The sequence below is a fragment of the Polyangium sp. y55x31 genome (assembly GCF_029946505.1).
Lineage (GTDB): Bacteria > Myxococcota_A > Polyangia > Polyangiales > Polyangiaceae > Polyangium.
The window spans coordinates 1-24,648 of the sequence record NZ_JARZHG010000025.1; the positions used below are offsets into that span (position 1 = coordinate 1).

A 24,648-nucleotide genomic window follows, 5' to 3' on the forward strand; every position below is an offset into this window, starting at 1 on the left:
GCCCCAAGCGTCGACTTGAGCCTCCGTTGCGATGAGAACCGACGCGCTCGGCGCGCCGTCGCTCGTCCGCACGGGCGCGGGTTTGTCTTGCGGAACTTCGTTCGTCCTCGGACGGCTGATGCTGAGCAGGATGCCCGCGCCGGCTGCGTTCACGAGCAGCGACGAGCCGCCGCCGCCGCCGGCGCCACCCGAGCCGCCAGCGCCACCCGAGCCGCCGACGCCGCCGGCGCCACCCGAGCCGCCAGCGCCACCTGAGCCTCCGCCGGCGCCGCCCTGCCCACCGGAGCCGCCTCCGCCGACGCCGCCTTGCCCGCCGGTCGCGTCTCCACCGCCGCTGGCCATGCCGCCGCCGCTCCCGGCGCCGCCTTGCCCTCCGCCGCCGCTCGAGGCCGTCCCTCCACCGACGGACGTGCTGGCTGTCCCACCTCCTTCACCGCCGTTGTCGCCGCCGCTGCTGCAACCCAGGAGCGCAAGGAGCACACCAAGTGTCAGACAACCCCGCATGGGACCTCCCCTCGGGGCGCGACCGTAGATAGGTCCCACTGCGCCTGTCAATCCAGGATGTCCAAATACGAACGGAGCGCCACGGGCGCGGCGCTGCATTCCTCGGGGTGCGCACGTAGATAGGTCGCGCTGTGCCTGTCAATCCAGAATGTCAAAACACGAACGGAGCGCCACGGGTGCGGCGCTGCATTCGATGCTCGGCGGTCATCGACTGCGATCGATCTGCGCGACGTTGCCCGGCACGCCGAGGGCGACGGCGGTCGTGCCCATGCCCGGGAAGGGGTGATGCCAGAGCAGCGCGCCCGTGTTCACGTCGACGCAGGCGGCCTCGCCGACGGCACCGAAGAAGATTTCATCGCCGTCGACCACGATCGAGTCTGTCGACGTCGGCACGGACGTTCGCCACAACAACTGGCCGTTTGCGTACGCGAGGCAGACGAGCTCCTTGTGATAAGCGAGCAGCACGCGTCCAGGCGGGAACAAGAGCCGCGCCGTGTACGGCTCATCGTGCCGCTGCTGCCATACGACCTTGCCGGTCCGACGCTCGACCGCAACGACATACCCTCCGAAGGCGAGCACGAGCAGCGGGGCGAGCGGTTCCTGATGTCGATACATGTCTCCTCCGAGGCGGCAGGATCGCACGGTCGCAGGGCTCGCGCGAGCGCCTCACGGCTCCCCGAACAGAATGGCCTGGGGAAATCGTCGTCGGAGGCAAGGGTGCAAGGCTGTCCACCCGCACCGGAGAAGGAGAGCACGCGGACGCGCGCCCTCCCTCAAAAGATGCGCGGTAAGAGCCAAGCGGCGATGGAGATCAGCCCGGCTGTCCCGATGAGCGGCCAGAAGCCCTCGACCTTGAAGTCGTCGATGAGCTTGTCGGTGAAGTAAAGCAATATCGCGTTCACGAGCAGGCCGAGCACGAGGTAGGGCAAGCCGAACGTGAGCAGGGCGGCGGGCAGGAGCACGATGGCGAGCGCGGCCTTCAAGAGCCACCCGACGAACAGGTTGAGCAGGGCGAACGCGACAGCGATGCCGATCGCCGTGTTGTTCTTGCGGACCCGAACGCCGGGCATGATCTTGCTCGCGGCGAGGACCGCGAGTCCCGCCGCGAAGGCTTGAATGACGAACGTCTTCAACATGAGCACCTCTCCAGGGGCCGGTTACCGCATCCGTCGAGCAGGCCCGTCCCGACCTTCTTGGCGCACATGCGCGTCCAGCACAACCCCACGGCCGCGCGTGGTCTTTGCTCAGGGCGGGGGGATGCAGAACAGCGTCGACTGGTCGATACCGTCCTTGTAGGCGACGTATCCCGCCGTCCTGGGGGCGACGCACTGCGACGGCGCAGACACGAACGGGATGCAGGTCGCCTCCATCGGGCCGGCGTCGCCGTCGTCGTCCCAGCACATCCCAGGCTGCCCTGCCCCGCCGCAGTAGAGCGCGCCCGGGTTCGTGGCGCAGGTCTCGCCGAGGCTCGCGTCGTCGACGCCGCTGTTCTGAAGGATCGCCACGTCCAGGCAAAGGTTGTAGCCGCCGCCGCAGTGCGTCCCGGCCGGACAGTCGGGCGCCGCCGCGTGGAGATCGCAGACCTTGTGGCAGATGGCGCCCATGCCGCCGTCGAAGCACCGCAGGCCGAGCGAGCAGTCCGAGTCCCACTGCGTGTCGCTCACCCGCGTGCACGCCTCGCCTTCGACCTTCGCTCCGCCGGTGACACACTCGCCGTCGGTCCCGACCGCGTTGGTGGGCATGCAGAACTGGTCGGCGGGACAGGCGTCGAACGCGTAGGGGACGCAGCCCTTGGGACGGCGGCCGTCATAGGAGGCCTCCTCGATCCAGTAGCATGTGCCGCCGTCGACCCAGCCCCACGCGCCGGTCATCGCGTCCTTGACGACCTCACGCAGCTCGACATGGCGAGCGACGCCGGCCGTCTGGTGCGGCGTCACGAGCGCGGTGATCTCGAGCTCGCCCGACTTGACCGCGAAGTTCTTGAGGTACGTGTTGTCCCCGAGGTCCTCCTGGAACACGGCGCACGCGTTGCAGGTCGGGACGAACGTCGTTTTGAAGTCGGGGAGCGCGTGGGTCGGGTCACCGTCCATCGCGTGGACGCCGGTGCCGAGGGCGCCGTCGTAGAAAAGCCGGAGCCGATCGGAGAGCGTGTCGTCTCCGGAGATGTTCGCGAGCGAGCTCGGCGTCCGGATGATGGGCACAGAGCCCGATGAGTCGAACGTGTTCTCCTGCTGGCTCAGGAGCTCGATGCCCGCGAGCGGGAGGTCCACGCAGTCCGCGGGCTTCATCGGTTGCTGGCCGCCCGCGCCGCCCGCGCCGCCCATGCCGCCCGCACCCCCGACTCCGCCTCCCGCGCCGCCATCTCCTCCCGTCCCGCTGGAGCTGCTCGCGTTCGAGGAAGAGCTGGTGCTCGTCGTTGGTGTCCCGTCGCTCCCGGAGCAGCCCACCACCAGCGCAGCGACGCCGAGCGCGAGGGCTGCGGCAGCGGTGAGTGCCCGAGGACGATCCGAAAAAAGTTTCGTGTGTTCCATGACTTGCCCCAGTAGCAAGCCTCGAGGCGCGGCGTAAAGCCCCGCGCACCAACCCGCCGCACAAGGTTACGGCGAGGTCCAGCATCGACGAGGACATGGCCAAGGGGCGGGCTGCCCCCGCGTGAGCGTCAGGGCTCGAGCGAGGGCGTCATCGGCATACGTACGGGATAGGCGACCCCGTGGCATTGCATTCTTGGTCCGAATTGCAACCCGTGTTCTTGCACAGGCCATTCATGCAAGCGAAGTTGTCGGCGTCGAGGGTCGGAGGCGCACCTGCGACGGCGCAATCGGCTGCGACGCTGCACGTGTGTACGCATGTCTTGAGGGGCTCGTCGGGGAGCTGCGCGCACACCAGGTTGGGCTCCTTGAGGGAATCGATGCATTCCTGGGTGGAACCACAGCCCACGTATCGACACAGACCATTCTGGCAAGTGAAGTTGTCGGCATCCTTGGTCGCAGGGGCACCCGAATGGAAGCAGTCGTCGACCGTGGTGCACGGGAAGTAGCATTGGGAGCCGGCGGACGGGGCTGGGTTCGGCGCGCAGACGGACGTGGTTTTGAATTGCTCGGTGCATTCCTCCGACGAGTTGCAGCCCTTGTATTCACATGCGCCCGCGACACAATTGTAGTTGTCCGCGTTGTAGGTCGGGAGGCTGCTCTTGGTGCAGTCGGCCACGGAGCTGCATGCCTTGCGGCACGATTTCGCCGGTCCTCCGCTGCTGGAGCCGCCGGAGCCACTGCTACCGCCCGAGCCGGATCCACCGACGCCGCTCGACGCGGAGCTGCTGCTGCTGCCCGAGCTGAATCCACCGACGCCGCCGCTCGACGCAGAGCTGCTGCTGCTGCTGCCATTGCCCGAGCCGGATCCGCCGGTGCCGCCGCTCGACGCAGAGCTGCTGCTGCTACTGCCATTGCCCGAGCCGGATCCGCCGGTGCCGCCGCTCGACGCAGAGCTGCTGCTGCTGCTGCTGCTGCCCGAGCCGGATCCGCCGGCGCCGCCGCTCGACGCAGAGCTGCTGCTGCTGCTGCCCGAGACGCCCCCGGCGTCCGGGGAAGCGACGCTCGCCGATTTGCTGCTTCCCGCGCCCGTGTCACTCGAACAGCCGACCGATACGTGGATGGCCAGCACGAGACAAGTCGCGAATAGACAGAATTCCGATCGAGCGAGGTTTCCCTTTTCGCGCATCACTCCAGCGTGTCGCACGCTCGTAGGAGCGTCAACAAGCGCCAATCGTCCGTCCCCGCGATACCCTCGTCCGCGCGAATCTCAATTTCCTCGCACCGGTCCACGTGCACGGGCGAGCGTCAATGGACCACCCGAACGCGAATACAGCCGTCACCTTCTGCTGCCGCCCACCGCTCGCTGGGTAGGCGCTCGGGCCGTCGTCGGGAGACGTTGGCGGCTCGAACCTCCATCGATGGAGGCCACAGCCTCCAATGCTCGAGCCCCTTCGCGGCCAACATCGCTCGAAATCCCTTCTCTGCGCGCCTCTCGGCCTCTGGCGCGACGCTTGCTGTGCGTCCTGGCACCCGCATGAAGACGCCGCAAATCACCCCGGTTCACGAAGCCATCGATTCCGCATACGAGCGCCTCGTCGCCACGCTCCCCGAACACCTCGCGACGGTCGCTCGTGATCTCCCGCATCGCTTCGGGCTCACACCAAACCCGGGGACGCCGTGGAGCCGGGTGTTCAACAACGCGGCAGTGCTCGGGTTCCCCGCGCTGCTCCTCGGCGACGAGCGGGCCCCGCGGAATGTCCGGGAGCGCGCCGTCGAGGCGCACCTGTTCGCGATCATCGCCGCCTTCGGAATGGATCGGATCGATGATGGGCAAATCATCGTCGGCGCGGCCGAGCGCGCGCTCATCGAGATCGTCCGGAGAGCGCGCGACAAGGCGCTCGCGCCGCTCCTCGCGGGCCTACCGGAGGGAGCGTCCTCCTTCGCCTGGGGAGAGCGGGTCACGGCCGAGTCGGTCGAGGAGGAGCGTGCCGTATTCGCGGGGCGCGCGCCGGCGACCCTCGAGCGCTACCGAGCGGTCTCGCTGAAGAAGCAAGGGCTGGCCTTCCCGGCGAGCATGGCCGCGGCGGCGGCCGCCGGATGGAGCGCGGAAGAGCGACGACACGTCGAGGCGCTGGTCGCCGGCGCGGCGCTCGGGCTCCAGTACCGAGACGACGTGGTCGATTGGATCGATGATTTCGAATCCGGTGGTTCATGGCCGGTCGCACTGCTTTCGCGTGCGCCGGTGGCGACGGTGGCGACGATCGAGCAACACCTCCACGCCGAGGGATGGCTGGTGCGCTTCCTCGAGATGTCGAGCGAGGCCTTCCATCAGGCCGCAATCGCCGCCGAGGCATTGGGCGCGGCAGCGCTGACCTCATGGGCCCACGGCCAATCCGAGCAGACGGCCGCTCTGGCCGAGCGCGAGGCCGCGAGCCCAGGCTTCGCCGTCCGGTGGGAACGCGCGCGCCGCGCGCAACGGGAGCAGCAGCAGAAGGCACTGCTGTCCGAGAGCCCTGTCACGCGCGCGGCGGGATGACCAACCGATATCACAGCTTCCTCATATCCACGGTCGATGAAGGGGGAACGACCGATCGAACGGCAATGTAAGCCGCATGTAAGTTCCTTCGTAGCCACCTTCGGGCCAGGTCTGAGCCGACCGGATCGCAAGCCACGTGGGCTGCGGGTCCCCACCCGCGCCCGACGCGCGCTCCGGGCACTTCAACGCAACGGAGACAGACATGATGGTCCGCAAGAGCTTCTTCCTCGTCGCTGCCGGTTTCCTCGCTTCGATCGGCGCTTGTGGCGGCGACGGCGCGCCCCCGTCGGCTGCGTCGGAGGTCGTCACATTGCCCCTGCACGGAGAAGCCGAGCTCCTCCCCGGATTCGCCTACTCCACGGGTCTGCAGCCGAGCGGCTCGCAGGTGCAGGCGTCGTTCGATCTCTCGGCGAAGGGCGCGGCGATGGTCGACGCCAACGCGGCGCCGAGCGGCTCGAAGAGCGCGCCCAAGCTCACCGGCATGGCGGGCAGCGGAAAGGTCTCGCTGTCCGGTGGTTTTTCGATGGTGGGCACGCTCAAGGTCGACATCGATGGGCTGCCTCCCTACGACGGCCCGATTCCCGGCCTCGAAAACGTCGAGATCGCATTCGAGGGGAGCACGGCATTCGACCCGTTCTCGATCGGGACGGGCATCACGACGCAGGCGCTGATCCCGCCGGTGCGATTGCCTGAAATCCCGCTGCCCGGCGGGCTCCCAGGCTCGCTCGTCCTCGAGGTCGTGGAAGGTAGCTTCGTCGAGATCGGGTTCACCGGCACCTGCGCCGCGATCGACGGGACCGACGTGGCCTACCAAGGCGACATCAAGCGCGGCGGGGCGCTCATCATCCAGCCGAGCATCGAGATCAAGGTGCCCGTCATCGGCACCAAGACATTCAAGATCGACAAGTTCACGGCGGACCTCGCGCTCGGCACCACGAGCCTCGCAATGGCCGCCGAGGTGTCGACGTTCGGCGCGCCCACGAGCGGCGACGAGGCCAAGGTGGGGACGTGCGACGGCGATGGGGCCGGCGGCGGAGGCGGCGCGTCGTCGTCCTCCGGCACCGGAGGCGCGGGCGGCGGCGGCACGGGCGGCGGCGGCGCGGGCGGCGGTGGCGCGGGCGGCGGTGGCGCGGGCGGTTCGGGGGGAGGCGGTCCCGTCTGCGACGACCCGGGCCCCGAGCCGAACGATACCAAGGACACGGCGACCAAGATCGCGACCAGCATCAGTTGCAGCCCGGTGACGGAAGACACTCGGGCCGGCGTGCTCGATGGCGAGACCGACATCGACATTTATTCGTACCCGAACGGGATTGACGTCTGTGCCGGCCCGGCCAAACCGTGGCTCAAGGCCTATGCGACCAAACCCACGACGTGGTTCTGCCTCATCCCGCAATGCGCCACCAAGGACATCCCGGACATCCTCGAATGCCAGGACGGGCAATACTATTCGCTGAACGGCATGGAAGCCTGCTGCAACCAGGGCGCCGACGTGCTGATGCACGTCGAATGCACCGCGGGCGGGAGCACGCTGACGAGTTATCTGGTCTACGTCGATCAGCCCGGCGTGAACGAGTGCACCGATTACGGATACGAGCTCACGTTCCTGTCACCTTGAGCGGACACGATCGAATCGTGCGCGGCGTCATTCGAGGTTCGATGCGCCGCGCGCTGCACCCTCGTTCTGCAGCGCGCGGTTGTACCGCTCCACGAAGCGTCTGGCGTCGCTCTTCGTGAGGTGATGTTCGTATTTCCATCCGTCGTAGGGCGCGCCGAGGAGCCCGATCCCCGCCGCCAGCGACGGGACCGAAATGCCCAGCATGATCCCTCCGACCGCGGGCACGCGTCGGTCGGACACCGCGGGATTGTCGGTGGCGAGGATCACCACACCCACCGCAGCAGCCAAAATGCCGAGGCTACCGACGACCACGCCGGTTGCGCGCATCTGCGGCGAACGATCACGCACGTAATCGTCGAGCTCGTGCGAGCCGGTCCGCTCCGCGTAGCGGCGCACGAATTCGTTTTCCGTGATGCACCGCTTTTTCGTGCAGAACTCGAACCGGTCGCGATTCTCGCTCGACTCGCGGATCTCGATGCGCTCCGCCTCGTACGCCGCTCTTCCCGGACGCTCGAGTTCCGCCTCCGCCGCGAGGGGAGGCGCCGCGCCCTGCCCGCCGAGCGCGAAAGCGACATGGCCACGCACGTGGCGGCGATCGATACGCGTGAGCTCGAGCGGATGGGGGCTCTCGTCGAATGCGATGTCCGCGTTGCCGCCGGGTGCGGTCGGCTTCGCGAACGCGATCTCCCCCTCGCCGAGCGTCGCCGATCGAACATAACCAACGCCGCACGAGGCCCTCTGGCAGCACTCCGCGTAGGCCTTCGTCGCGGCCTTCTCGACGCGCGCGTGCACGTCGAAATGGTAGTAGACGTACGACGCGCCCGGCGCTCCGGCCGCGCGCGCGGCGTCAGGGGAGAGGAACTCGGCGTCCTCGATGACATTACCGGGAACGGGCCGCGGCTCGACGTCGACGAGAGCGTCCGCGCAAGGGTTCGACGCGAGCTGGTCGGCGAGCGGCCGGGTGATGACGTAAGGCGCGAGCAGGACGCGGCCGAGGATGGACGCGTCCTCGGAGGGGGCGAAGACGATGTGTTCGTCCCGCGCAAGTGGAGCCCGTGCGCTGAACTTGGCGAACACGCCTCCGCGCAGGCGGGGAGGGTTGTTCTGCATGCAGCCGGCGGCAAACGCCAGCGCGATGAGGGCGACGAAGCCCGAGCGTGTCTTCATGCTCCTCCATGGGTTCGGTGTGAGCGAGCTGCTTCCACCGTGGAGTCGCGGGCGCTTACATGCCGCTTACATTCGTGGCTCGCCGGCTAGCAGAACTCGATCGAGAGATCGGGGGAGAAGAAGTAGCCGAGGTCGTTCCCCACGAGGACCTCGCGCAGCCCGAGATCACGCATGCGGGTCAGCATGACGTGGAGGCGGTTGCGCGCGGCGTCGGCCAGGATCCGCTCGCCGGGCCAGCCGATCTCGATGAGCTGCTCGAACGAGAGAGGGCGGGACCGCGCGGCCAGGTGCGACCGCGCGAGCGCGACGAGGAGGCGACGCATCACCGGCCGGTTGGCGCACGCGACGCGCGGGCCGCTCGGCGGCTCGAACCAGCGGCCGGTGGCATCGAGCCGCAGGACGCGGGGCGCCGCGGGGGCCGGGGACGCGTGCGTCGCGAGCGCACTGCCGAGGAGGCGCGCGAGGACGCGCAGCTCGGTGACCCATCGAGCGCCCGCGTCGTTCGCGGTCGCGAGCACGGCGCCGAGCCGTCGCTGGGCGCCGCCTTCGAGCTCGGCCGCGGCCCCGCTGTCGCCTCTCGTTCGAGCGCGCTGGGCCTCGGCGAGATCGAGGAAGCCCTTGCAGATCTCGAGCGCTGGCAGGTGCGCCTCGGCGCCGGTGTCGAGGTCGCGCTCGGCCGCTGCGAGCAGCTCGCGCGCCTCGTCGATGTGGCCGACCGCGGCCTCGATCACGCTCGAAACGACCGTGACGAGCCCCGAGTAGACATGGCGGCCGAACATGCGCAGCCGTGGGAGCGTTTCGCGGAGCTCGAGCCGCGCTTCGAGAGCGCGCCCCTGCTCGAAGAGCACGACCGCTCCGCACGCCAGCGCGGCCACCTCCAGGGTGTGCTCGCCGGCGGCGCGCGCCGCGTCGCGGGCCTCGCGATAGCGAAGGGAGGCCTCGCTCGGATCGCCGGCTTCGAGCGCGGCGTGCCCCAGGCCGAGCAGCAGGCGCGGGGGCGGCGCGAGGCCGAGCGCTCGGGCGTGCGCGAGCGCCTGCTCGGCGTACGCATGCGCGGCTTCGAGCTCGCCGGCGTCGAGGTGCACGTACATGAGCTCGAGGCGCATGCTCAGCTCGAAGGGAGCTTCACCCACGTCGCGGAAGCGCTCGAGCGCCTGCTCGACGAGCTGCCGCGCCCGCGGTTGTTCTCCGCGCAGGCGGGCGACGAAGCCGAGCATCGCATACGCGAGACCCTCGAGGCGGCGGTCGCCGACGTCGATCGCGAGGCGCCGCGCGTGTTCGGCGGCGCTCTGGCTCTCGTCGAGGCGCCCGCGCAGGAGCAGCACGAGCGCGAGAAAGCGCCGCGCCAACGACTCGAGCGACGCGTCCTTCGCGCGCACGGCGAGCGCCACCGCCTCGTCGAAATCGCGTTCGCTCACGTCGAGCCTCGCGACGCGCCAGGCCACGCGCCCGCGAGCGATCAGCGCATGGCCGCGGACGCGCGGATCCACCTCGGCCGCCGAGGGATGCGCGAGCGCTTCGTCGAGCCAGAGCAGGTGCGCCGAAGGGGAGCCGTCGTGCCAGCGCGGCTCCTCGAGCGCCACGAGGATCCGGAGCGCGGCCTCCACGTCCTTCGGAGAGCTCGACGAGAGGCCTCGGCGCACGACCGCGAGCAGGTTTTCACGCTCGACGAGCAGCCGCCGCGCGGCGGCGCTCGGGTCTTTGCGTGTGAGCGCGGCCCCGCGCTCGGCGTACGCGAGGAAGTAGCGCGTGTGGCGCTCGAATACCGCGGCCCGCCCCTCCGATGCCGCGAGCCTCTCCTCGGCGTACTTGCGCACGCTCAGGTACATCGTGAGCCCCGGCTCGCCTATGCCGTCGTCATACCGCGTATGGATCAGGAGCGACTTGTCGCGCAGCGCCTGCAGGGCCTCGAGCGCGGCGTCGCCGCCAGGATCGAGCACCGCTTCGGCGGCATCGGCGCCAATGCGACCGTGAAAGACCGCGCACTGCGCAAAGGCTTCCTGCTCCCAGGGCGCGAGGAGCCCCCACGACCAGTCGATCGCGTCGCGCAGGGTCGACTGGCGGCCAGCGGTTTTGCCCCGTCGCCCGAGGACGTCGATGCGCCGCTCGAGGCGCTCGAGCAGCTCGGCCGGCGTGAGCGTGCCAAAGCGCGCGGCCGCGAGCTCGATGGCGAGCGGGAGTCCGTCGAGCTCCCGCACGAGGCGCGCCACGACGGGCGCATCGGCCGGCGTCGGGTCGTACGAGGGGTAGACCTCGCGGACGCGCACGATCCACAAGGCGACGGCTTCGCTGCCGGCGAGGTCGTCCTGCTCGGGCAACGAGAGTGGGGCGAGCTCGTGCACGACCTCGCCGGGGATGCGCAATCGCTCGCGGCTCGTCACCAGGAGCTGCAGTTCGGGAATGGAGGCGAGCCACGCGCCCACCGTCGCGTCCGCTTGCTCGACGACGTGCTCGAAATGGTCGAGCACCAGGAGCGCGGGCCCGAACGCCGCGAGGGATCGGATCATCCGCTCCGTCAATTCGTGCTCGCCGGCCCCTTCGGGTTCGGGCACGCCGATCGCGCGCGCGACGGCGGCGCGGATTCCGGCGGCCCCGCGCGCGCCTTCGAGGTCGCAGAAGCCGACCCGCAGCGGCTCGTCACGGGAGGGATCCTCGAGCCTGGCAGCGAGGCGCGCCGCGAGCGCGGTCTTGCCGATCCCCGCGGTGCCGGTGAGCGTGACGAGCGGCGCCCCTTCGGCGATGAGCTGCCCGACGCGGGCGAGGTCGGCGTCGCGGCCGACGAACCCGCGTTCGGCGAGACGCGGCCGGCCTCGGAGCACGCGTTCTTGCTCGGGAGCGCCCGTCGCGGGTTCACCGAAGGCGGGCGCGTGGGACCGTGGACGTGCGCGGATCGACATCGCGGCAGCCTCCGTCGCGAGCCGCAGCGATGAACGAACGCGTCCTCTCGTCACTTTTGATGCCAAGGACCGATGCTACGCCCGCGGCATCGAGCGGGAAAGCACGATGAACGTTTCGCCGAGGGGGCTGCCCGCCGAAGGCGCGGAGGTGATGCGCTTCGTCGACGAGGTGCGGGCGGCACGGGGGACGAGGCATGCAGCGAGGAAGAGCCGGGCGCGCATCACGTGAGCGATGCGAGTGCGCGAGGAGATGACGCGTCGAGATCGGAGACAACCCCCGGGGAGTTCGGGCACCGGTCCTATGCTTCGGGGGCCGTGTGACTGGACAATCGGGTTTTGGCGGAAGGGTTTGTCGGGGAGGTCGAGCGGGGTACGGGTGGGTCGACGAGCTCCGTCGGAAAGGGCCAGCCTGTACTTCGGCAAGGAAAACGCGACGCTCGGGAGTTTCGTGTCCGGGTGGGTGCCCGCGTGCGTGAGCTGCGCCTGCATCGGGGGATGACGCAGGCAAAGCTCGCGGATGCGAGCGGCTTGTCCAGGGGGGATCTGTCGAGCATCGAGCGCGCCCGCGTCAACGCGACGATGATCCCAATTTACCGCATTGCGGCAGCGCTCGACGTCGTGCCCATGTTCATGTTTACGGGCGCTAATGAAGACGAATTGTCGCGAGAGTTGGACAAGTTGAGGTTTCTCCCGGCGCGCGAGGCGACGCGGGTGCTGAACGATTGGGCGAGAAGAGTCCAGCGTTCCTTCGCTCGTGGGATGTGACGCATGAGCTGAGCTTCTTGCTGGCACGCGAGATCATCGCTCCTCCATCGGCTCTGCGCGATGGCGGTGTTTCCGCTGCGGGTAATTGCGGCGAGCCCGTTGCCGAAGGGGTTCTTGCCGAAGGTGGGGTCCGGGAAGGCGAAGGGGTGGATCTACCCGGACGTGCGGTTGATCGGGTCGCCCGAGGGGCCGCTCGCGTGGCGGGTGTTTTATCGGTTCCTGCATCGCGAGGGGCTGCGGCTGGGCGAGGCGGCGAGGCTCACGTGGGGGGACTTCGATCGTAGCGGAGGGGACGCCGCAGGGATCGACGATATCGCCGCTCCTTGCCAACGTCTACCTCCATTACGCCTTTGACCTGTGGGTCCAGCAGTGGAGGCGTCAGCAGGCCAGCGGCGAAGTCATCGTCGTGCGCTACGCGGACGATTTCATCGTGGGGTTTCAGCGCAAGTCCGATGCGACGCGCTTCCGAGATGAGCTGGAGCGGCGGCTCAGAAAATTTGCCCTCGAGCTCCATCCCGAGAAGACGCGCCTGATGCGTTTTGGCCGGTTTGCTGCAGCTGACCGGCAGATCGCGGGAGAAGGTAAACCAGAGACTTTCGAGTTTCTGGGCTTCACGCACATCTGCGGAAAGGGCAGGACCGGAAGCTACGCGCTGATGCGCTGGACCTCGGCGAGACGGATGCGTGCGAGGCTGAAGGAGCTGAAGGGCGCACTGCATCGCCGGCGACACTTGCCCATCCCGGAACAGGGGCAATGGCTCGGGAGCGTGATCCGCGGCTACTTTGCGTACCACGCGATCCCGACCAACATCGACCGCCTCTGCAGTTTTCGGACTCAGGCCATACGGCACTGGCATCGAGCGCTACAGCGTCGGAGTCAGCGCGCTCGCATGGATTGGGTACGAACAAAGCAACTGGTCGATCGATGGCTGCCGCCCGCCCGCATCCTGCATCCCTGGCCTGAAGATCGCTTTGACGCTCGTACCCGAGGCAAGAGCCGAGTGCGGTAGCTCCGCACGCTCGGATCTGTGCGGGGGGCGGCCCGACCCCGTCCCGGCGCAGACGCCCACGTCAGACGGTCGGGACGGTGCCGCCGTCGATGATGAACTCGGCGCCGTGGATTGCGGCGGCGCGATCCGAGGCCAAGTAGGCAATGAGATCGGCAACCTCGTAGGGCTCGGCCGCACGCCCGATCGGGATTCCGCCGATCCAGGCCATGACAGCTTGCCGTGCTTCCTCGAACGTGCCGCCATTGGCAGCCTGCATATTCTTCACCAGGTCGGCGGCGCCCTCGGTCATGATCCAGCCGGGACAGACGATGTTGACCCGGACACCCTTTGGACCCAGTTCTTTGGAAATGGATTTGCTGTAGGTCCTCAGCGCCCCCTTGGCGGCGGCGTAGGCGGTGGTTGACTCGGGCAGAGGCAGCACCGACTGGGTCGAGGTAACGTGCACCACCGCGCCATTGCCTCGCTCAATCATCTGCGGGATCAGGAGGCGATCAAGACGAACCGTCGCTAGAAGGTTCAAGTTTAGTTCTGAGAGCCAGAGGTCGTCTGTCAGTGCTACAAAGCCGCCGGGCGGCATAGCCGATCCCCCGAGATTATGGGCCAGGATATCGATCCCGCCAAAGCGAGCAAGGGCCGCCTTGGCCAGGCGCTCCCCGCCCTCGGCCGTGGTCAGGTCCGCCTGGACGAACTCGACGCCGTCGATGGGCTCCAGGGTTCCGCGGGCTGCGGTGATAACCCGGGCGCCCCCGGCCAGGAAGCGGTCGACGGTGGCGCGGCCCAGACCCTTGCTGCCGCCGCTGACGAGCACACGTTTTCCAGCGAACTCCGCGGGATTAGCTTTGATGTTCATATCGTGATCCCCAGTGCTTTGATGGCGTCGTTTTCGAGCGTGAAGCGATAGGTGAAGCGGATCGGGCTGCCCTTGAAGTCGCCATGGGCAAGACCTTCGACCACGACCTGACCGTCCTCATGGCGAACGGCATCCGGCGTGAAGATCGCCTTGACGGCGATCACCTCGTCTTCAAACAAGGTTCGCAGCTCGGCGTGGCCCTCGTGACGTTTTCCGTTGTCCGAGAGGACCGCATCGGCGGCAAAAGGCTTCAGCATGCCGTCCACATCGAGTCGTGCGTTTGCCTCGACATAGGCGGCTATGGGTTTGGGGAGTGCGGGCGTCATGAGTGTTCTCCTCTGCGTTGTTCGCTTCGGAGACACTAGTCTCGCCCAACAAAAAAGAGAACGCGCGGAATCGTGCATGCTATATGTAGCCAGGCTAAACAATGCGTGACGACCTATCCGGGCTTCGGGCCCTCCTCTGCGTGGCCGAAAAGCGGAGCTTCCGGGCGGCGGCCGCCGAGCTGGGGGTGACGCCATCTGCCGTCAGTCAGATCGTTCGCGCCCTCGAAGAGCGCGTCGGTGTGCGCCTGCTTCAACGAACCACACGCAACGTCGGTTTGACCGAGGCCGGTGAGCACTTCATCGGGCAGCTCAGGCCTGCATTCGACGGCATCGACGCCGCGTTCGAGTCGCTCATGGCCATGAACGGACGCCCATCGGGTCTGTTGCGCCTGACGATGCTCCGAACCGGCTACAACGACGTCCTCAAGCCGAAGCTCGCGGCCTTTCTCGCCGCGTACCCCGACATCCGAATCGACATCTGTCTCCAGGAGGCGCTGTCGAACATCGTAGTCGAAGGCTTCGACGCGGGGATTCGCCTCGGCCACAGCCTCGATCGCGAGATGATCGCTGTTCGCGTTAGCCCGGACCAGCGCCTCGTGGTCGTCGGCTCACCGGACTACTTCGCGCGCCGAGGCAAGCCCACGCATCCGCGCGAGCTTCACGGGCACGAGTGCATTGGTCTGCGCATGTCGACGGGCGCAGTCGCCCGGTGGAAGTTCGTCGAGGGCGACAAGGAGTTCGAGCTGGTCGTCGACGGCCGCGTCGTGACCAACGAGGGATCGGTATTGGTAGACGCCGCCGTCGAGGGCGTCGGACTCGCCTACGTCTTCGAAGACATGGTGAGCGGGCTCGTGTCCGAGAAGCGACTCGTGCGGGTGCTCGATGGGTATTGCCCGCACATCCCGGGCTATTTCCTCTACTACCCGAGCCGGCTGAACCTCGCCCCCAAGCTCGAGGTGCTGATCGACTTTCTAAAGATAGGTAGAAGGCGCGGCAAAAAGTACGCGTGACGGGGACCGTCGCGGCAAGGCGCGACCCGCATCGGCGCCACGCCCGACCCGGGACTCGCGAGACGGTATCCCCTGCATGAACCCCGTCGTGGCGGGACGCCTCCGCGGCGCGCATGCTCGCGGGCGTGGAGGTCCACTCAGCCCGTCGTAACCTGCTGTTCCGCGGACGTCGCGGCGGGGACGGTGACGTGGCCGATCGGCCGTTCGAGTTCGGCGGAGTCGAGCCGGGCGCGCGTTGCGGCCCAGTGACTGGAAGCAAACCCTCGAGCACACCGACGCTCGTCAGCGGCTCGACAGGAGCATCTGGCGCCGCGTTTCGAGCACGCCACCCTCGTCCTGACTTCGAGCGCGGTGCGGTCGTGGGGGCCCACGAATCCGCGCCTTCGTCGGCTCGGGTTTGTCGGACATGAACATTCCGAGCAGGCCTCGAAGGTGCGTCGGACGTCGACGTCGCTTGTTCGCCACGCTCGGACGGTTTGGTCGAGCTGCGACGCCGCGACGAGCTCTCGATGCCTCCCGGGCGACCATCAAGGCCCTCGGGCGCACCCGCGCGGTTGCCACCTACGCTTCGGCCCCCCGCAGAACCACGCTTTCTCGCGGGCTTCGGGCGTGCTGCCTCTCCCAGAGGCCCATCCACGACGAACTCGTCACGCTGCGGCATCGCGGCGGAAGGTTACGCAGCAGCCTCGAGCGACGCCATGATGCAGGAGGCCGAACGGATACACCATATCAAACAGAAACGCACCGCCGAAGACGACGCCGGCCGCCTCGAGCTCTACGTCTATCCCTTCGTCGGCGAAGTCCCTATCGACCGCTTCACCCTCGACCACGCCGAAGCCGTCATGCGTGCCCTCCCCGCCAAACGCGCGCCCGCCACGCGCCGCCACGTCGCGCAGCTCCTTCACCGCATCTGCAAAATGGCCGTCTTCCCGCTCCGGCTCATCCCGCAAAACCCCCTCCCACCCGGATTCCTCCCCAAAATCCCGCCCGGCAAAGCCAAGGGATGGCTCTATCCCGACGAAGACGCCACGCTCCTCGCCTCCCCTGCCGTTCCCCTCGCCTACCGCGTCCTCTACGGCTTCCTCCACCGCGAAGGCCCTCGCGTCACCGAAGCCACTCGCCTCCGCTGGGCCGACGTCGACCTCGTCCGCGGCGCGATCACCCTCGACAAGAACAAGACCGACGACCCTCGCGCATGGGCCCTCTCCCGCGGCGTCGCGTCCGCCCTCCGCGCCTTCCGCGAGCTACGGGCCCGCGAAGGCGTCCCCGTCTCCGACCACGACCTCGTGTTCACCGACGAAGACGGCGCCCCGATCCCCGAGCGCCACCAGGCCGACCGCTACCGCGATCACCTCACCGCCGCCGACATCACCCGCGCCGCCCTGTTCGAGCGCACGAAGGCGCGCCAGCCCATCCGCATCCACGACACGCGGGCGACCTTCATCACCATCGGCCTGGCAAACGGCCGCTCCGAGGCGTGGGTCCAGGATCGAACCGGCCACAAGTCGAGCGTGATGATCAATCGCTATCGCCGCGCCGCCCGCACAGCCGCCGAACTCAATCTCGGCGACCTCGCACCGCTCGATCGCGCCATCCCCGAGCTCGCCCGCACGATGCGACCCGAAAAGGCGACGGAAAAGGCGACGCGTTCCGCGATCCCCGCCCTGCTCGCCCAGCTAAAACCCCAACAACTTCCGCCTAGTAGCCCCACCCGGACTCGAACCGGGACGCCCTTTCGGGCCGCGGATTTTAAATCCGCCGCGTCTACCATTCCGCCATAGGGCCCAATCTATCGTAACTCCGCCCCCTCTCGTCCTCCTTGCGCCGCTTCGCTCTTACCTCCGCTCCCGCTCGCCTCGACCAGCCTGTATACACCTTCTCCCCCGGTCATGACCACCCTCCCCGCCCCCTCTTCCTCCTCCGACCCCCCCGCCTCCCTCTCCCCCCTCCTCCACGCCCGCCTCGAAGCGGCCCACCTCTGCCCTGAGACCGGCCTCCTCGTCCTCGCCTTCTACATCGGCCGCAAGCTCCTCCTCGGCGCTGGCCTCGGCCCTCACGTCACCGGCCTCGGCTTCCTCCCGCGCCTCCCTCGCGCGCGCGCCACCTCCGCGCATCCCCTCGTCGCGGCCATGCGCGCGCACCTCGTCGATCACCGCGTCCGCTCGATCCTCCTCCAGGACGGCGCCCTCCACCTCACCTTCGATCCCCCCGACGACGCCCTCCCCGGCGCTCGCCTCTCCCTCCGGGTCGGCCGACGTGGCCAGGCGTCCGTCTCGTCTCCTTCCGGGGCCACCGTCACCTGGCCGCTCGATCCCGAGGGCGCTCCTCCGCGCGACGGCGTTGATCCCGCCCGCTGGACCGCCTCCGCCGACGACCTCGAACGCCATGGCCTCGCCATGGTCGACGCCTCCGATGCGCGTGCCCTCGACCTCCTTCGGGCCGGCCTCCTTCGCGCGGCCAAGGCCAAGCTCAAGGCCCTCGAACGGCGCGCCGAGGCCGTGCGCCAGGATCTCGCGCGGCTGCAAGATGCGCCGCGGCTCCAGAAGATCGGGCGCCTGCTCGTCGCGCAGGGAAACAAGGTTTCCAAAGGCGCGACGCGCGCCACGCTCGACGACTGGGAAGAAGGCGGCATGATCGAGGTCACGCTCGCGCCGGACAAACCTGCGAAGGTCCAGGCCGAGACCTTTTTCCAGAAGGCCCGGCGCCTTCAGCGCGGCGCCGCCGTCATGGAGAAGCGGCTCGCCGACACCGAGCGCGAGTGGGAGAACGTCTTGCCGCTCGTCGACGCGATCGCCGAGGCCCCGGCCGATCCCGCCGCGCTCGACGCGCTCGCCGAGCAGGCCAAACGCGCCGGGGTCTCTGCTTCCGAGATCGAGGCCGCCTCGCGTGGAAAAACGTCGCGGCAGCAGGACAAGGAGCGCAGGCCCTACCACGCGTTTCGGGATGCGCTCGGACGAACCATCCTCGTCGGCCGCGGCGGCAAGGACAACGACGAGCTCATCACGCGGCATGCGCGTCCGCACGATCTCTGGCTGCACGCGAAGAACATCCACGGCGCGCATGTCATCGTGCCTCTCGACAAGGGGCAGAATTGTCCCGCGGAGCTGCTCGTCGACGCCGCGACCCTCGCCGCTCATTTCAGCGACGCCCGCGGCGAGAGCGCCTGCGAGGTGAGCTACGTCGAGCGCCGTCATGTCCGAAAGCCCAGGAAAAGCGCGCCGGGGGCCGTCACGTTCGATCGGGAGAAGATCCTCACCGTACGCGTCGAGCCCGAGCGGCTCGCGCGGCTCCTCGCCTCGAAGCAGGAGGGGTGAGCGACACGATCTTGCTAGCAACCGACGCAGAGCGGTAAAGATCGCCTAGCATGCTCGCAATGCGCACGGTCGCCTCGCTCCTCTTCCCGTTCGGCCTCGGCCTCTCCCTCGCCCTCGCCGGCTGCGGCGGCGGAGAGACCCCGGATCCGAAAGATCCTTCGTCCGAGGGCTCCTCGGACAAACCCAAGACCCCCCAGGCCGATGCTGGGCCCGACGCCGCGCTGCTCGGCGAAGTCGGGCAGCTCAACCAGCTCCTCTCCACGATCGACAAGTCCGATGCGGGAAGGCCCAAGGCGCTCGCTCGGCTCGGCGAGCTGCTCGCGGACCTGTCGAAGAACAACCGCGACCGCGCCCTCGCCGCCGATCCGAACGTCTCCTCCTTGCCTCCGCCGGCCGAGCCGAAGGCGGCCGAAGGCGAGATCGAGGCGCCCGCGAAGGCCGGCCCCGTGCTCCCCCCGCGTAACCCCGCCGCCGTCAAGCGCCTCAAGCCCGACGCGCAAAAGCTCATCCAGAAGGCGGACATGTACGCCGCCGAGGCCATCAAGGCGCACAAGAAGCTCATCGCCGATCATCCGGACTACAAGGACATGGACAAGGTCCTCTTCCGGCTCGGCGGGCTCTACGTGACGTACGGCCAGGGCTCCGCCGCGCGGCCCATCTACTTCGAGCTCATCGAGAAGCACCCGAAGAGCCCCCTCGTGCCCGAGGCGTACTGGAACTTCGCCGAGTTCTTCTTCAACGCCGAGGACTACGAGAACGCCTACAAGCTCTACGCGCGCATCGTCGAGTACACGCCGAGCGAACGCACGAGCGTCGCGGGTTATCGGCTCGCGCTCTCGCTCCACAAGCTGAGCCGCCTCGACGAGTCGTGGAAGGCGCTCGAAGGCGCCGCCAGCGCCGCCCGCATCCACGGGCCCGCGGGCACGGTCGACGAGATCTATCGCGACGCGCCCAAGCTCGCCGCGACCCGCAAGCCGCTCAGCGCAAAAGACGCCGCGGCCTTCTTCGTGCGGCTCGCCGAGAGCAACGAGGACGTCATCAAGCAGGAGCTGAACCGGCTCGCGCAGATCCTCGAAGACGAAGGACGGCCGCTCGAAGCGACCGAGGTCCTTCACGTGATGATCGACCGCTACAAGGCCGAGAAGTGCGCGATCCAGGCCCGCGCCATCGAGATCGCGACCCGCAGCGGCAACAACGCGATCCGCGCCGACGAGGTAAACCGGAGTCTGCGTCTCGGCTGCAAGCCCTGACGCAATCCGAGCTTGCGTCTCCTGCCGCGCCGCGGCGATGATGCGTACAGGACGCATCGCGCGGGAGACGTGTTTCCATGGATGGCAAGCGTGACATGGTGGTCGGGGGGCTCTGGTGCGTGGGTGGCATCGCCGTGACAGCCATCACGTACGCGAGCGCGGCGAACGGGGGCGGGCGCTACGTGATGGCGTGGGGCGCGATCATCTTCGGCGGGATCCAGTTCGTCCGAGGGCTCATCCGGTTCGCGGCGGCGAACCGGAGCTAGAGCGCCTCTTCTCCCCTCTCCCGAGAGGGAGAGGGGATGGGGAGGGAATCGTTCACTTCGGCTGCGACTGCGCGCAGAACCCGCCGATGCACTGGTTCTGGGGCGTGCCGCAGCAATCAGCGCCGGTCGTGCATTTCTCGCCGATCTCGGAGCATTTGCCCGCGGGGGGCGGGACGCAGGCGTAATTGCCGCTGCCGTCCGGCTGGCAGAAGCCCGTGCAGCATTCGAAGCCCTGCGCGCAGGAGTTGCCCTCGCCCTTGCAGGCCTCGAGCGACCAGTAGCCGCTCATGTTGATGGTCGAGAGATCCTGGCCGCGGAGCAGGAACGCCGGGTGGCTCGGGTCCTTGCCGGGCGTCGGGTTCACGTCGATCGCCGCGACCCAGAGCTGCTTGCGATTCTCGTAGGTCGGGTTCGACGCCGAGAGCATCCGATTGCCGTAATCGCGCGGGCTGACGAAGACGACCCACATGTAGCCGCCGACCGCGATGGGGTTGACCGTCGGCTGGTAATTGATGCGGCGGTTCTTCTCGTCGAGGTAGCCGACGCCGTTCGCCGCGTCGAGCGGGATCTCGCCGACGGCCTTGGCCACGTCCGCCATGTAGAGGTCGTTCAGGCCGACCTGGTTCGCGCCGTACTTGGCGCGGCTGTAATCGCCCTTCTGGTAGAGGATCCATTGCGAGTCGGGCGAGAAGCTCGGGAACGCGATGGCCAGGTTGCCGGCGGCGACGATCTGGCGGCGGTTCGCGAGGGCGTTCGTCGTGGCGTCGAAATCGAAGACGTCGAGGTCGGCGCGCGAGAACTCGACGGGATAGCTGCCCGTGACGTTGCTGGAGAAGGCGAGGAGCTTGCCGTCCGGGGAGAAGGCCGGGTCGGCGGTCTTGTCGGCGATCGCGTCGAGCTCGCTCGTGATGGGCGCGCCCGTCGTGGCGTCCTTCATGCGCATGCGGAGGTCGACGTCGTTCTGCACGGCGATCTTGCCGTCCGGCGTGAGCGCGACGAAGAGCGTCTGCGATTGGTACGACGAGACCTGGATGACCTGCGGATCCGGCAGCGTGAGGTCGATCGTGCCCCAGGGGCTCGGCGCCTGGCCCTTGCGCTCGAAGACGGCGGCGAGGCGGCTGCCGTCCTTGCTGACCACGTGGCAGGCGACGCAGCGCTTGTTGTTCACGCCCTGCGACCAGGGAGGCTGGTACTGATCGTAATCGGGCGGCGGCGGCGTACCGAGCTGATCGTACGAGCCCGAATCGAAGACGACCGACGGGTTCGCCGATCCCGGCGAAATCTTCATGAGCTGGCCCGTGTTGACGGCCCAGTAATAAATGGACCCGCGCAGGCTGCCCTGCGCGATCGACCACGTCTGGCTCGCCGGCGCAAACGCCTTGCCGCCCGAGAGGCGCGAGACCGAGACCTCGACGGGCTCGCCCGCATTCGAGGCCGCGAGCTTGCCCCAGAAATCCTCGACCATGAGGAAGGCCGACGGCGGATCGGCCTTCACGTAAAACTTCGCGTCGACGTACGATTGCTTCAAGTGGACGAGCCACGCGTCGCCCGGCGCGCCGCCATTCCACATGATCTCGGGCGCGAGAATGCCCCGCGCGAACACCGTCTTGTCGTACGGATACACGATCGCGCCCGAGGGGGCCGGATCCGGCGCATCGAAGGCCGCTTGCTCCTCGGCCGTGAGCCCGCCCGCGTTGTCCACGAACGCGAGCTTCACCGTGACATCCGCCGAGGCCGTGAGCCCATTCGAGCTCGCCGTCACCTTGCCCATGCCGCCCACGGTGCCCGTCGGCGAGAGCTTGCCCGTGCCGAGGCCGACGAGCGCGACGTCCGGTCGATCGAAGGTCCAATCGGCCGGCACGACGGCGGTCGTCTGGTCCTGGAACGTGGCAATGGCCTGGAAATCGACGGGCGTGGCGACGCCATTCTGCACGACGATCACGGCCGAAGGCGGATCCACCGTGAGCGAGACGACCGGGCCGTGATCGACGAACAGGCCGTCTTCCCCGGCGTCGGGCGCGCCCCCGCCCGAACCCCCGGGCCCCGCGGCGCCCGTGCCGCCGCCGCCCGAGCCCGACGAATTCTCCCCGCCTCCCCCGCACGCATATGCGGTGATCGCCGCAAACATCACGAGCCAACCGAGTCCAAGCGAGCGACGTCTCATCTCCGAAGACCTCCGTCCGCGACGCTATCACGCGCCGCGCACGGCCGGGCGGCTCGTCTCGCGCTACACTGGCGGAATGCGCCGCAAAAAGGCCCTCGGCCCCCTCGCTTTTGCGCTCGTCACGCTCGCGCTTTGTGCGCTCGGCTGCGACAAGAAAAACCCGTCGGGCGCGAGCCCAAGCGCCTCCACCGAAGCGGCCGCGCCCCTCGCCGATTTCCCCGACGGAAAGCCGTCTTCGTGGATCCACGGCGCGCCCGCGCCGCTCGCCGGGGCCCGCGGCCAGGTCGTGCTCGTCGAGGCCTGGCACCCGACCTGAAGCGCTTGCCGAGCGTCCGTGCCCGCGGTCCTCGCGCTGCACGGTCGTTTCGGGGCCCGCGGTCTGCGGGTCATCGGCGTTTCGAGCTTCGATCCGGACGACGCGGAGGCCGAGCGCAAGGCCGCCGAGGAAGCCGCGCGCGAGGAGAAGATGGACTACCCCACCTACCTCGACACGCGCGGCGAATGGTCGAAGACCGCCGGGGTCGTCGATATCCCGGCCTTCCTCGTCCTCGGCCCCGACGGCCGCGTCCTTCATCGGCGCCGCGGCAAGCTCACGCTCGATTCCGAGGCGTTCGCCGAAATGGAACGCGCGATCGAGCGAGCGCTCCCGGCCGCGCCCCGTTAATCCGAGTCGCGCGCCACGACCAGCCGATCGTGCTGGATACGTCCGTTCCGTTTGTGCGCCAGGTGCTGCGTGATCACCTTGTCGCCGGCCGCGTAGGTGCGCACCTCGGTGAAGGCGACGGCCTCGTCCGTCTCCATCTCGTCGATGATGTCCGTGCTCTTCACCTCGCGATGCCACCCGCCGACCGGGTCCCGCAGGAACTCGTCGCGGAGCTGCTTCAAGATGGCCTCGCGGCCCTGCACCACGATCGGGTGGGCGGGCGGGTTCAGGCTCGAGACCTCCTCGAGGACGGCGTCCTCGGCATAAAGGTTGGCGAGCGCCTCCACGTCCCGCATCTGAAGGGCGTGGCGAATCTGCTCCATGAGGGGCTGCTCATTGGCCTCTCGGCGACGGATCGAGCTCTCCATGAATGGCTCCCTGGTGCGTGCCTTCTGGTTTGTCGATGGGGGGTGCGGGGGTATGGGGGCGGCAGCTCGGCAAGCCGAGCGAGAGCCCCCATCCCTCGCACTCGATCGCCGGGCGCTCGACGACCAAAACATCACTTTGCTCGCCCCGACTGGACGGGTCATAAGAAGTGCCCATGGTGCAATCGCCCTCCACGGTCGTGCTCGGTGACGTTCACCTGACCCGCTCGGTGCCGCGGGCCGTGTCGGAGGATCTCGCTCGCCTGGTCGACGCACACCCGGGCGCGCGAATCGTGTGCGCGGGCGACCTCTTCGATCTCTCGGCCGATCTGCCCCGCCTGCCGCTGCCCAAGGCCGTGGAGGCGGTGTTCGAGGCGCATCCGGCCGCCAAAGCCGCGTTCGGCCGGCACCTTTCGCGAGGAGGCGAGCTCTGGCTCGTGAGCGGCAACCACGACGCGGCCCTCGCGCTTTCCGATTTCCGGAGCGCCCTCGTCACGGCGCTCGATCCGCCCGCGGAGGCGCGGGCGCGGCTGCGCACGACCCCCTGGTTCTTTCGCGAGGGCGACCTCCACATCGAGCACGGCCACCTCTACGACCCCGACAACGCCCCGGCTCACCCGCTCGTCGTGGGCGAAGCGAGCCTCGGCGTGCATTTCGTCGAGCAATTCATCGCGCCGACGGGCGCGTTTCGCTACCTCAACATGAACGACGAGACGCCCCTACGGCTCTTCCTCTCGGCGTTTTCGTTCTACGGCCCGCGCGCGCCGTACGTGATCTATCGATATTTCCACGCCGCGATTTCTGCGATCCTCCGCAGCGGGCGATCTTATCAGCGGCGCGCGGACGACGAGGCGCCGCTCGGCGCGGAGGAGGCCGCTCGATTCATCGCGGACCTCGGCATCCCGCCCGAGCTCGTGGGCGCGATGCTCCCGCTCGGGGCGCGGCCGACCTTGGCCAGCGTGAGCCGGACGTTCTCGCGGCTCTATTTCGATCGGGTGCTGTCCACGCTGGCGATGAGCGCGGGGCTGTCCGCGGCGGCGCTCGGCCAAAAGCGAGCGGGCGGGGCTGCATTTTCCATGGGCGCGCTGGCAATGACGTTGAGCTGGGCGCGCGGGCACAACCGTTATGCCGGGTCGGTGGCCGAGCAGCTCGCCGAGGGCGCGACGCGCATCGCGGACGCGACGGGCGCGAAGCTCGTGGTCTTTGGTCACACGCACCGCGAGGCGCTCACCGAGCGGTATGCGAACACGGCGAGCTTTGCGTTCCCCCGGAATGCGCCGGGCCGGCCGTATCTGGAGATCGAGCAGACGTACGGCGTGCCGCGGGCGGTGCGGCGGTATTTGCCGACGGAACCGAAGGAAGCGCGCGTCTAGAGA

General features: G+C 68.5%; 23 protein-coding genes, 1 tRNA gene and 1 pseudogene. 11 read left to right on the top strand and 14 right to left on the bottom strand.

Annotation, left to right across the window (positions count from 1 at the left end; all coding sequences use genetic code 11):
• The 5 genes from QHF84_RS32950 to QHF84_RS32970 form a co-directional block, all read right to left on the bottom strand.
• A partial coding sequence (locus tag QHF84_RS32950; protein ID WP_281317462.1) for a hypothetical protein occupies positions 1-504 on the bottom strand: 504 nt, incomplete at its 3' end.
• Between the two features lie 204 nt (positions 505-708).
• Entirely contained in the window at positions 709-1,119 is a 411-nt protein-coding gene (locus QHF84_RS32955) for a PQQ-binding-like beta-propeller repeat protein (RefSeq protein ID WP_281317463.1), read from the bottom strand.
• Positions 1,120-1,277: 158 nt separating this feature from the next.
• Positions 1,278-1,640, bottom strand: a complete 363-nt coding sequence (locus QHF84_RS32960; RefSeq protein ID WP_281317464.1) for a phage holin family protein — start codon at positions 1,638-1,640, stop codon at positions 1,278-1,280.
• A 108-nt stretch (positions 1,641-1,748) separates the two neighbouring features.
• Entirely contained in the window at positions 1,749-3,035 is a 1,287-nt protein-coding gene (locus QHF84_RS32965; protein ID WP_281317465.1) for a hypothetical protein, read from the bottom strand.
• A gap of 148 nt (positions 3,036-3,183) precedes the next feature.
• Positions 3,184-4,164: a hypothetical protein gene (locus QHF84_RS32970; RefSeq protein WP_281317466.1), complete on the bottom strand. Its 981-nt coding sequence runs from the start codon at positions 4,162-4,164 to the stop codon at positions 3,184-3,186.
• Positions 4,165-4,569: 405 nt separating this feature from the next.
• On the opposite strand from QHF84_RS32970, the gene QHF84_RS32975 reads away from it, so the two are divergent.
• Positions 4,570-5,571, top strand: coding sequence for a hypothetical protein (locus QHF84_RS32975; RefSeq protein WP_281317467.1), 1,002 nt, complete (start codon positions 4,570-4,572; stop codon positions 5,569-5,571).
• A 202-nt stretch (positions 5,572-5,773) separates the two neighbouring features.
• A complete protein-coding gene (locus tag QHF84_RS32980; RefSeq protein ID WP_281317468.1) occupies positions 5,774-7,186 on the top strand; it encodes a hypothetical protein in 1,413 nt (470 codons plus the stop codon).
• A 27-nt stretch (positions 7,187-7,213) separates the two neighbouring features.
• Here the strand turns inward: QHF84_RS32980 and QHF84_RS32985 are convergent, their stop codons facing one another.
• A complete protein-coding gene (locus tag QHF84_RS32985; RefSeq protein WP_281317469.1) occupies positions 7,214-8,353 on the bottom strand; it encodes a hypothetical protein in 1,140 nt (379 codons plus the stop codon).
• Between the two features lie 86 nt (positions 8,354-8,439).
• Entirely contained in the window at positions 8,440-11,172 is a 2,733-nt protein-coding gene (locus tag QHF84_RS32990; RefSeq protein ID WP_281317470.1) for a tetratricopeptide repeat protein, read from the bottom strand.
• A gap of 546 nt (positions 11,173-11,718) precedes the next feature.
• Between QHF84_RS32990 and QHF84_RS32995 the strand changes: the two genes are divergently transcribed.
• Positions 11,719-12,015: a helix-turn-helix transcriptional regulator gene (locus QHF84_RS32995; RefSeq protein ID WP_281317471.1), complete on the top strand. Its 297-nt coding sequence runs from the start codon at positions 11,719-11,721 to the stop codon at positions 12,013-12,015.
• 223 nt (positions 12,016-12,238) lie between these two features.
• Positions 12,239-13,024: a reverse transcriptase domain-containing protein gene (locus QHF84_RS33000; protein ID WP_281317603.1), complete on the top strand. Its 786-nt coding sequence runs from the start codon at positions 12,239-12,241 to the stop codon at positions 13,022-13,024.
• 61 nt (positions 13,025-13,085) lie between these two features.
• On the opposite strand, the gene QHF84_RS33005 is transcribed toward QHF84_RS33000, so the two are convergent.
• Entirely contained in the window at positions 13,086-13,874 is a 789-nt protein-coding gene (locus tag QHF84_RS33005; RefSeq protein WP_281317472.1) for an SDR family oxidoreductase, read from the bottom strand.
• Positions 13,871-14,200 carry a nuclear transport factor 2 family protein gene (locus QHF84_RS33010; protein WP_281317473.1) on the bottom strand — a complete coding sequence of 110 codons (330 nt, stop codon included), beginning with the start codon at positions 14,198-14,200 and terminating at the stop codon, positions 13,871-13,873. Before QHF84_RS33010 ends, QHF84_RS33005 begins: the two co-directional genes overlap by 4 nt.
• A 101-nt stretch (positions 14,201-14,301) precedes the next feature.
• On the opposite strand from QHF84_RS33010, the gene QHF84_RS33015 reads away from it, so the two are divergent.
• Entirely contained in the window at positions 14,302-15,210 is a 909-nt protein-coding gene (locus QHF84_RS33015; protein ID WP_281317474.1) for a LysR family transcriptional regulator, read from the top strand.
• A 647-nt stretch (positions 15,211-15,857) separates the two neighbouring features.
• Here QHF84_RS33015 and QHF84_RS33020 read toward each other — a convergent pair.
• The 3 genes from QHF84_RS33020 to QHF84_RS33030 all read right to left on the bottom strand — a co-directional run bounded on the left by QHF84_RS33020 (position 15,858) and on the right by QHF84_RS33030 (position 16,995).
• Positions 15,858-16,298 (bottom strand): hypothetical protein, encoded by a 441-nt coding sequence (locus tag QHF84_RS33020; RefSeq protein ID WP_281317475.1) that lies wholly within the window; start codon positions 16,296-16,298, stop codon positions 15,858-15,860.
• A 156-nt stretch (positions 16,299-16,454) separates the two neighbouring features.
• Positions 16,455-16,712, bottom strand: coding sequence for a hypothetical protein (locus tag QHF84_RS33025; protein WP_281317476.1), 258 nt, complete (start codon positions 16,710-16,712; stop codon positions 16,455-16,457).
• Between the two features lie 200 nt (positions 16,713-16,912).
• Positions 16,913-16,995: transfer RNA gene (locus QHF84_RS33030), tRNA-Leu, on the bottom strand.
• Positions 16,996-17,099: 104 nt separating this feature from the next.
• Between QHF84_RS33030 and QHF84_RS33035 the strand changes: the two genes are divergently transcribed.
• The 3 genes from QHF84_RS33035 (at position 17,100) to QHF84_RS33045 (ending at position 20,040) form a co-directional block, all read left to right on the top strand.
• Positions 17,100-18,524 carry an NFACT RNA binding domain-containing protein gene (locus tag QHF84_RS33035; protein ID WP_281317477.1) on the top strand — a complete coding sequence of 475 codons (1,425 nt, stop codon included), beginning with the start codon at positions 17,100-17,102 and terminating at the stop codon, positions 18,522-18,524.
• A gap of 59 nt (positions 18,525-18,583) precedes the next feature.
• Positions 18,584-19,774 carry a hypothetical protein gene (locus tag QHF84_RS33040; RefSeq protein ID WP_281317478.1) on the top strand — a complete coding sequence of 397 codons (1,191 nt, stop codon included), beginning with the start codon at positions 18,584-18,586 and terminating at the stop codon, positions 19,772-19,774.
• 77 nt (positions 19,775-19,851) lie between these two features.
• Positions 19,852-20,040, top strand: coding sequence for a hypothetical protein (locus QHF84_RS33045; protein WP_281317479.1), 189 nt, complete (start codon positions 19,852-19,854; stop codon positions 20,038-20,040).
• Between the two features lie 52 nt (positions 20,041-20,092).
• On the opposite strand, the gene QHF84_RS33050 is transcribed toward QHF84_RS33045, so the two are convergent.
• Entirely contained in the window at positions 20,093-22,204 is a 2,112-nt protein-coding gene (locus tag QHF84_RS33050) for a hypothetical protein (RefSeq protein ID WP_281317480.1), read from the bottom strand.
• Positions 22,205-22,280: 76 nt separating this feature from the next.
• On the opposite strand from QHF84_RS33050, the gene QHF84_RS33055 reads away from it, so the two are divergent.
• Complete coding sequence (locus QHF84_RS33055; protein ID WP_281317481.1) at positions 22,281-22,520, top strand: hypothetical protein; 240 nt, start codon at positions 22,281-22,283, stop codon at positions 22,518-22,520.
• Positions 22,521-22,535: 15 nt separating this feature from the next.
• A pseudogene (locus tag QHF84_RS33060) lies at positions 22,536-22,868 on the top strand (hypothetical protein); the annotation flags it as partial.
• Here the strand turns inward: QHF84_RS33060 and QHF84_RS33065 are convergent.
• The gene (locus QHF84_RS33065; RefSeq protein ID WP_281317483.1) at positions 22,865-23,230 is read right to left on the bottom strand and encodes a nuclear transport factor 2 family protein; all 366 of its coding nucleotides are present in this window, start codon (positions 23,228-23,230) and stop codon (positions 22,865-22,867) included. The pseudogene QHF84_RS33060 and the gene QHF84_RS33065 overlap by 4 nt on opposite strands.
• A gap of 218 nt (positions 23,231-23,448) precedes the next feature.
• Here QHF84_RS33065 and QHF84_RS33070 point away from each other — a divergent pair, with 218 nt between their 5' ends.
• Positions 23,449-24,645, top strand: a complete 1,197-nt coding sequence (locus tag QHF84_RS33070) for a metallophosphoesterase (RefSeq protein ID WP_281317484.1) — start codon at positions 23,449-23,451, stop codon at positions 24,643-24,645.
• The last annotated feature ends 3 nt before the right edge of the window (positions 24,646-24,648 follow it).

Excerpts from the sequence above, each read along its gene's own strand:
- QHF84_RS32960 (WP_281317464.1), bottom strand. The coding sequence starts at position 1,640 with ATGTTGAAGACGTTCGTCATTCAAGCCTTCGCGGCGGGACTCGCGGTC.
- QHF84_RS33040 (WP_281317478.1), top strand. The coding sequence starts at position 18,584 with ATGCGCACGGTCGCCTCGCTCCTCTTCCCGTTCGGCCTCGGCCTCTCC.
- QHF84_RS32965 (WP_281317465.1), bottom strand. The coding sequence starts at position 3,035 with ATGGAACACACGAAACTTTTTTCGGATCGTCCTCGGGCACTCACCGCT.
- QHF84_RS33015 (WP_281317474.1), top strand. The coding sequence starts at position 14,302 with ATGCGTGACGACCTATCCGGGCTTCGGGCCCTCCTCTGCGTGGCCGAA.
- QHF84_RS33005 (WP_281317472.1), bottom strand. The coding sequence starts at position 13,874 with ATGAACATCAAAGCTAATCCCGCGGAGTTCGCTGGAAAACGTGTGCTC.
- QHF84_RS32985 (WP_281317469.1), bottom strand. The coding sequence starts at position 8,353 with ATGAAGACACGCTCGGGCTTCGTCGCCCTCATCGCGCTGGCGTTTGCC.
- QHF84_RS33055 (WP_281317481.1), top strand. The coding sequence starts at position 22,281 with ATGCGCCGCAAAAAGGCCCTCGGCCCCCTCGCTTTTGCGCTCGTCACG.
- QHF84_RS32975 (WP_281317467.1), top strand. The coding sequence starts at position 4,570 with ATGAAGACGCCGCAAATCACCCCGGTTCACGAAGCCATCGATTCCGCA.
- QHF84_RS32955 (WP_281317463.1), bottom strand. The coding sequence starts at position 1,119 with ATGTATCGACATCAGGAACCGCTCGCCCCGCTGCTCGTGCTCGCCTTC.
- QHF84_RS33050 (WP_281317480.1), bottom strand. The coding sequence starts at position 22,204 with ATGAGACGTCGCTCGCTTGGACTCGGTTGGCTCGTGATGTTTGCGGCG.
- QHF84_RS33010 (WP_281317473.1), bottom strand. The coding sequence starts at position 14,200 with ATGACGCCCGCACTCCCCAAACCCATAGCCGCCTATGTCGAGGCAAAC.
- QHF84_RS33070 (WP_281317484.1), top strand. The coding sequence starts at position 23,449 with ATGGTGCAATCGCCCTCCACGGTCGTGCTCGGTGACGTTCACCTGACC.
- QHF84_RS32980 (WP_281317468.1), top strand. The coding sequence starts at position 5,774 with ATGATGGTCCGCAAGAGCTTCTTCCTCGTCGCTGCCGGTTTCCTCGCT.
- QHF84_RS33035 (WP_281317477.1), top strand. The coding sequence starts at position 17,100 with ATGACCACCCTCCCCGCCCCCTCTTCCTCCTCCGACCCCCCCGCCTCC.
- QHF84_RS33065 (WP_281317483.1), bottom strand. The coding sequence starts at position 23,230 with ATGGAGCAGATTCGCCACGCCCTTCAGATGCGGGACGTGGAGGCGCTC.
- QHF84_RS33045 (WP_281317479.1), top strand. The coding sequence starts at position 19,852 with ATGGATGGCAAGCGTGACATGGTGGTCGGGGGGCTCTGGTGCGTGGGT.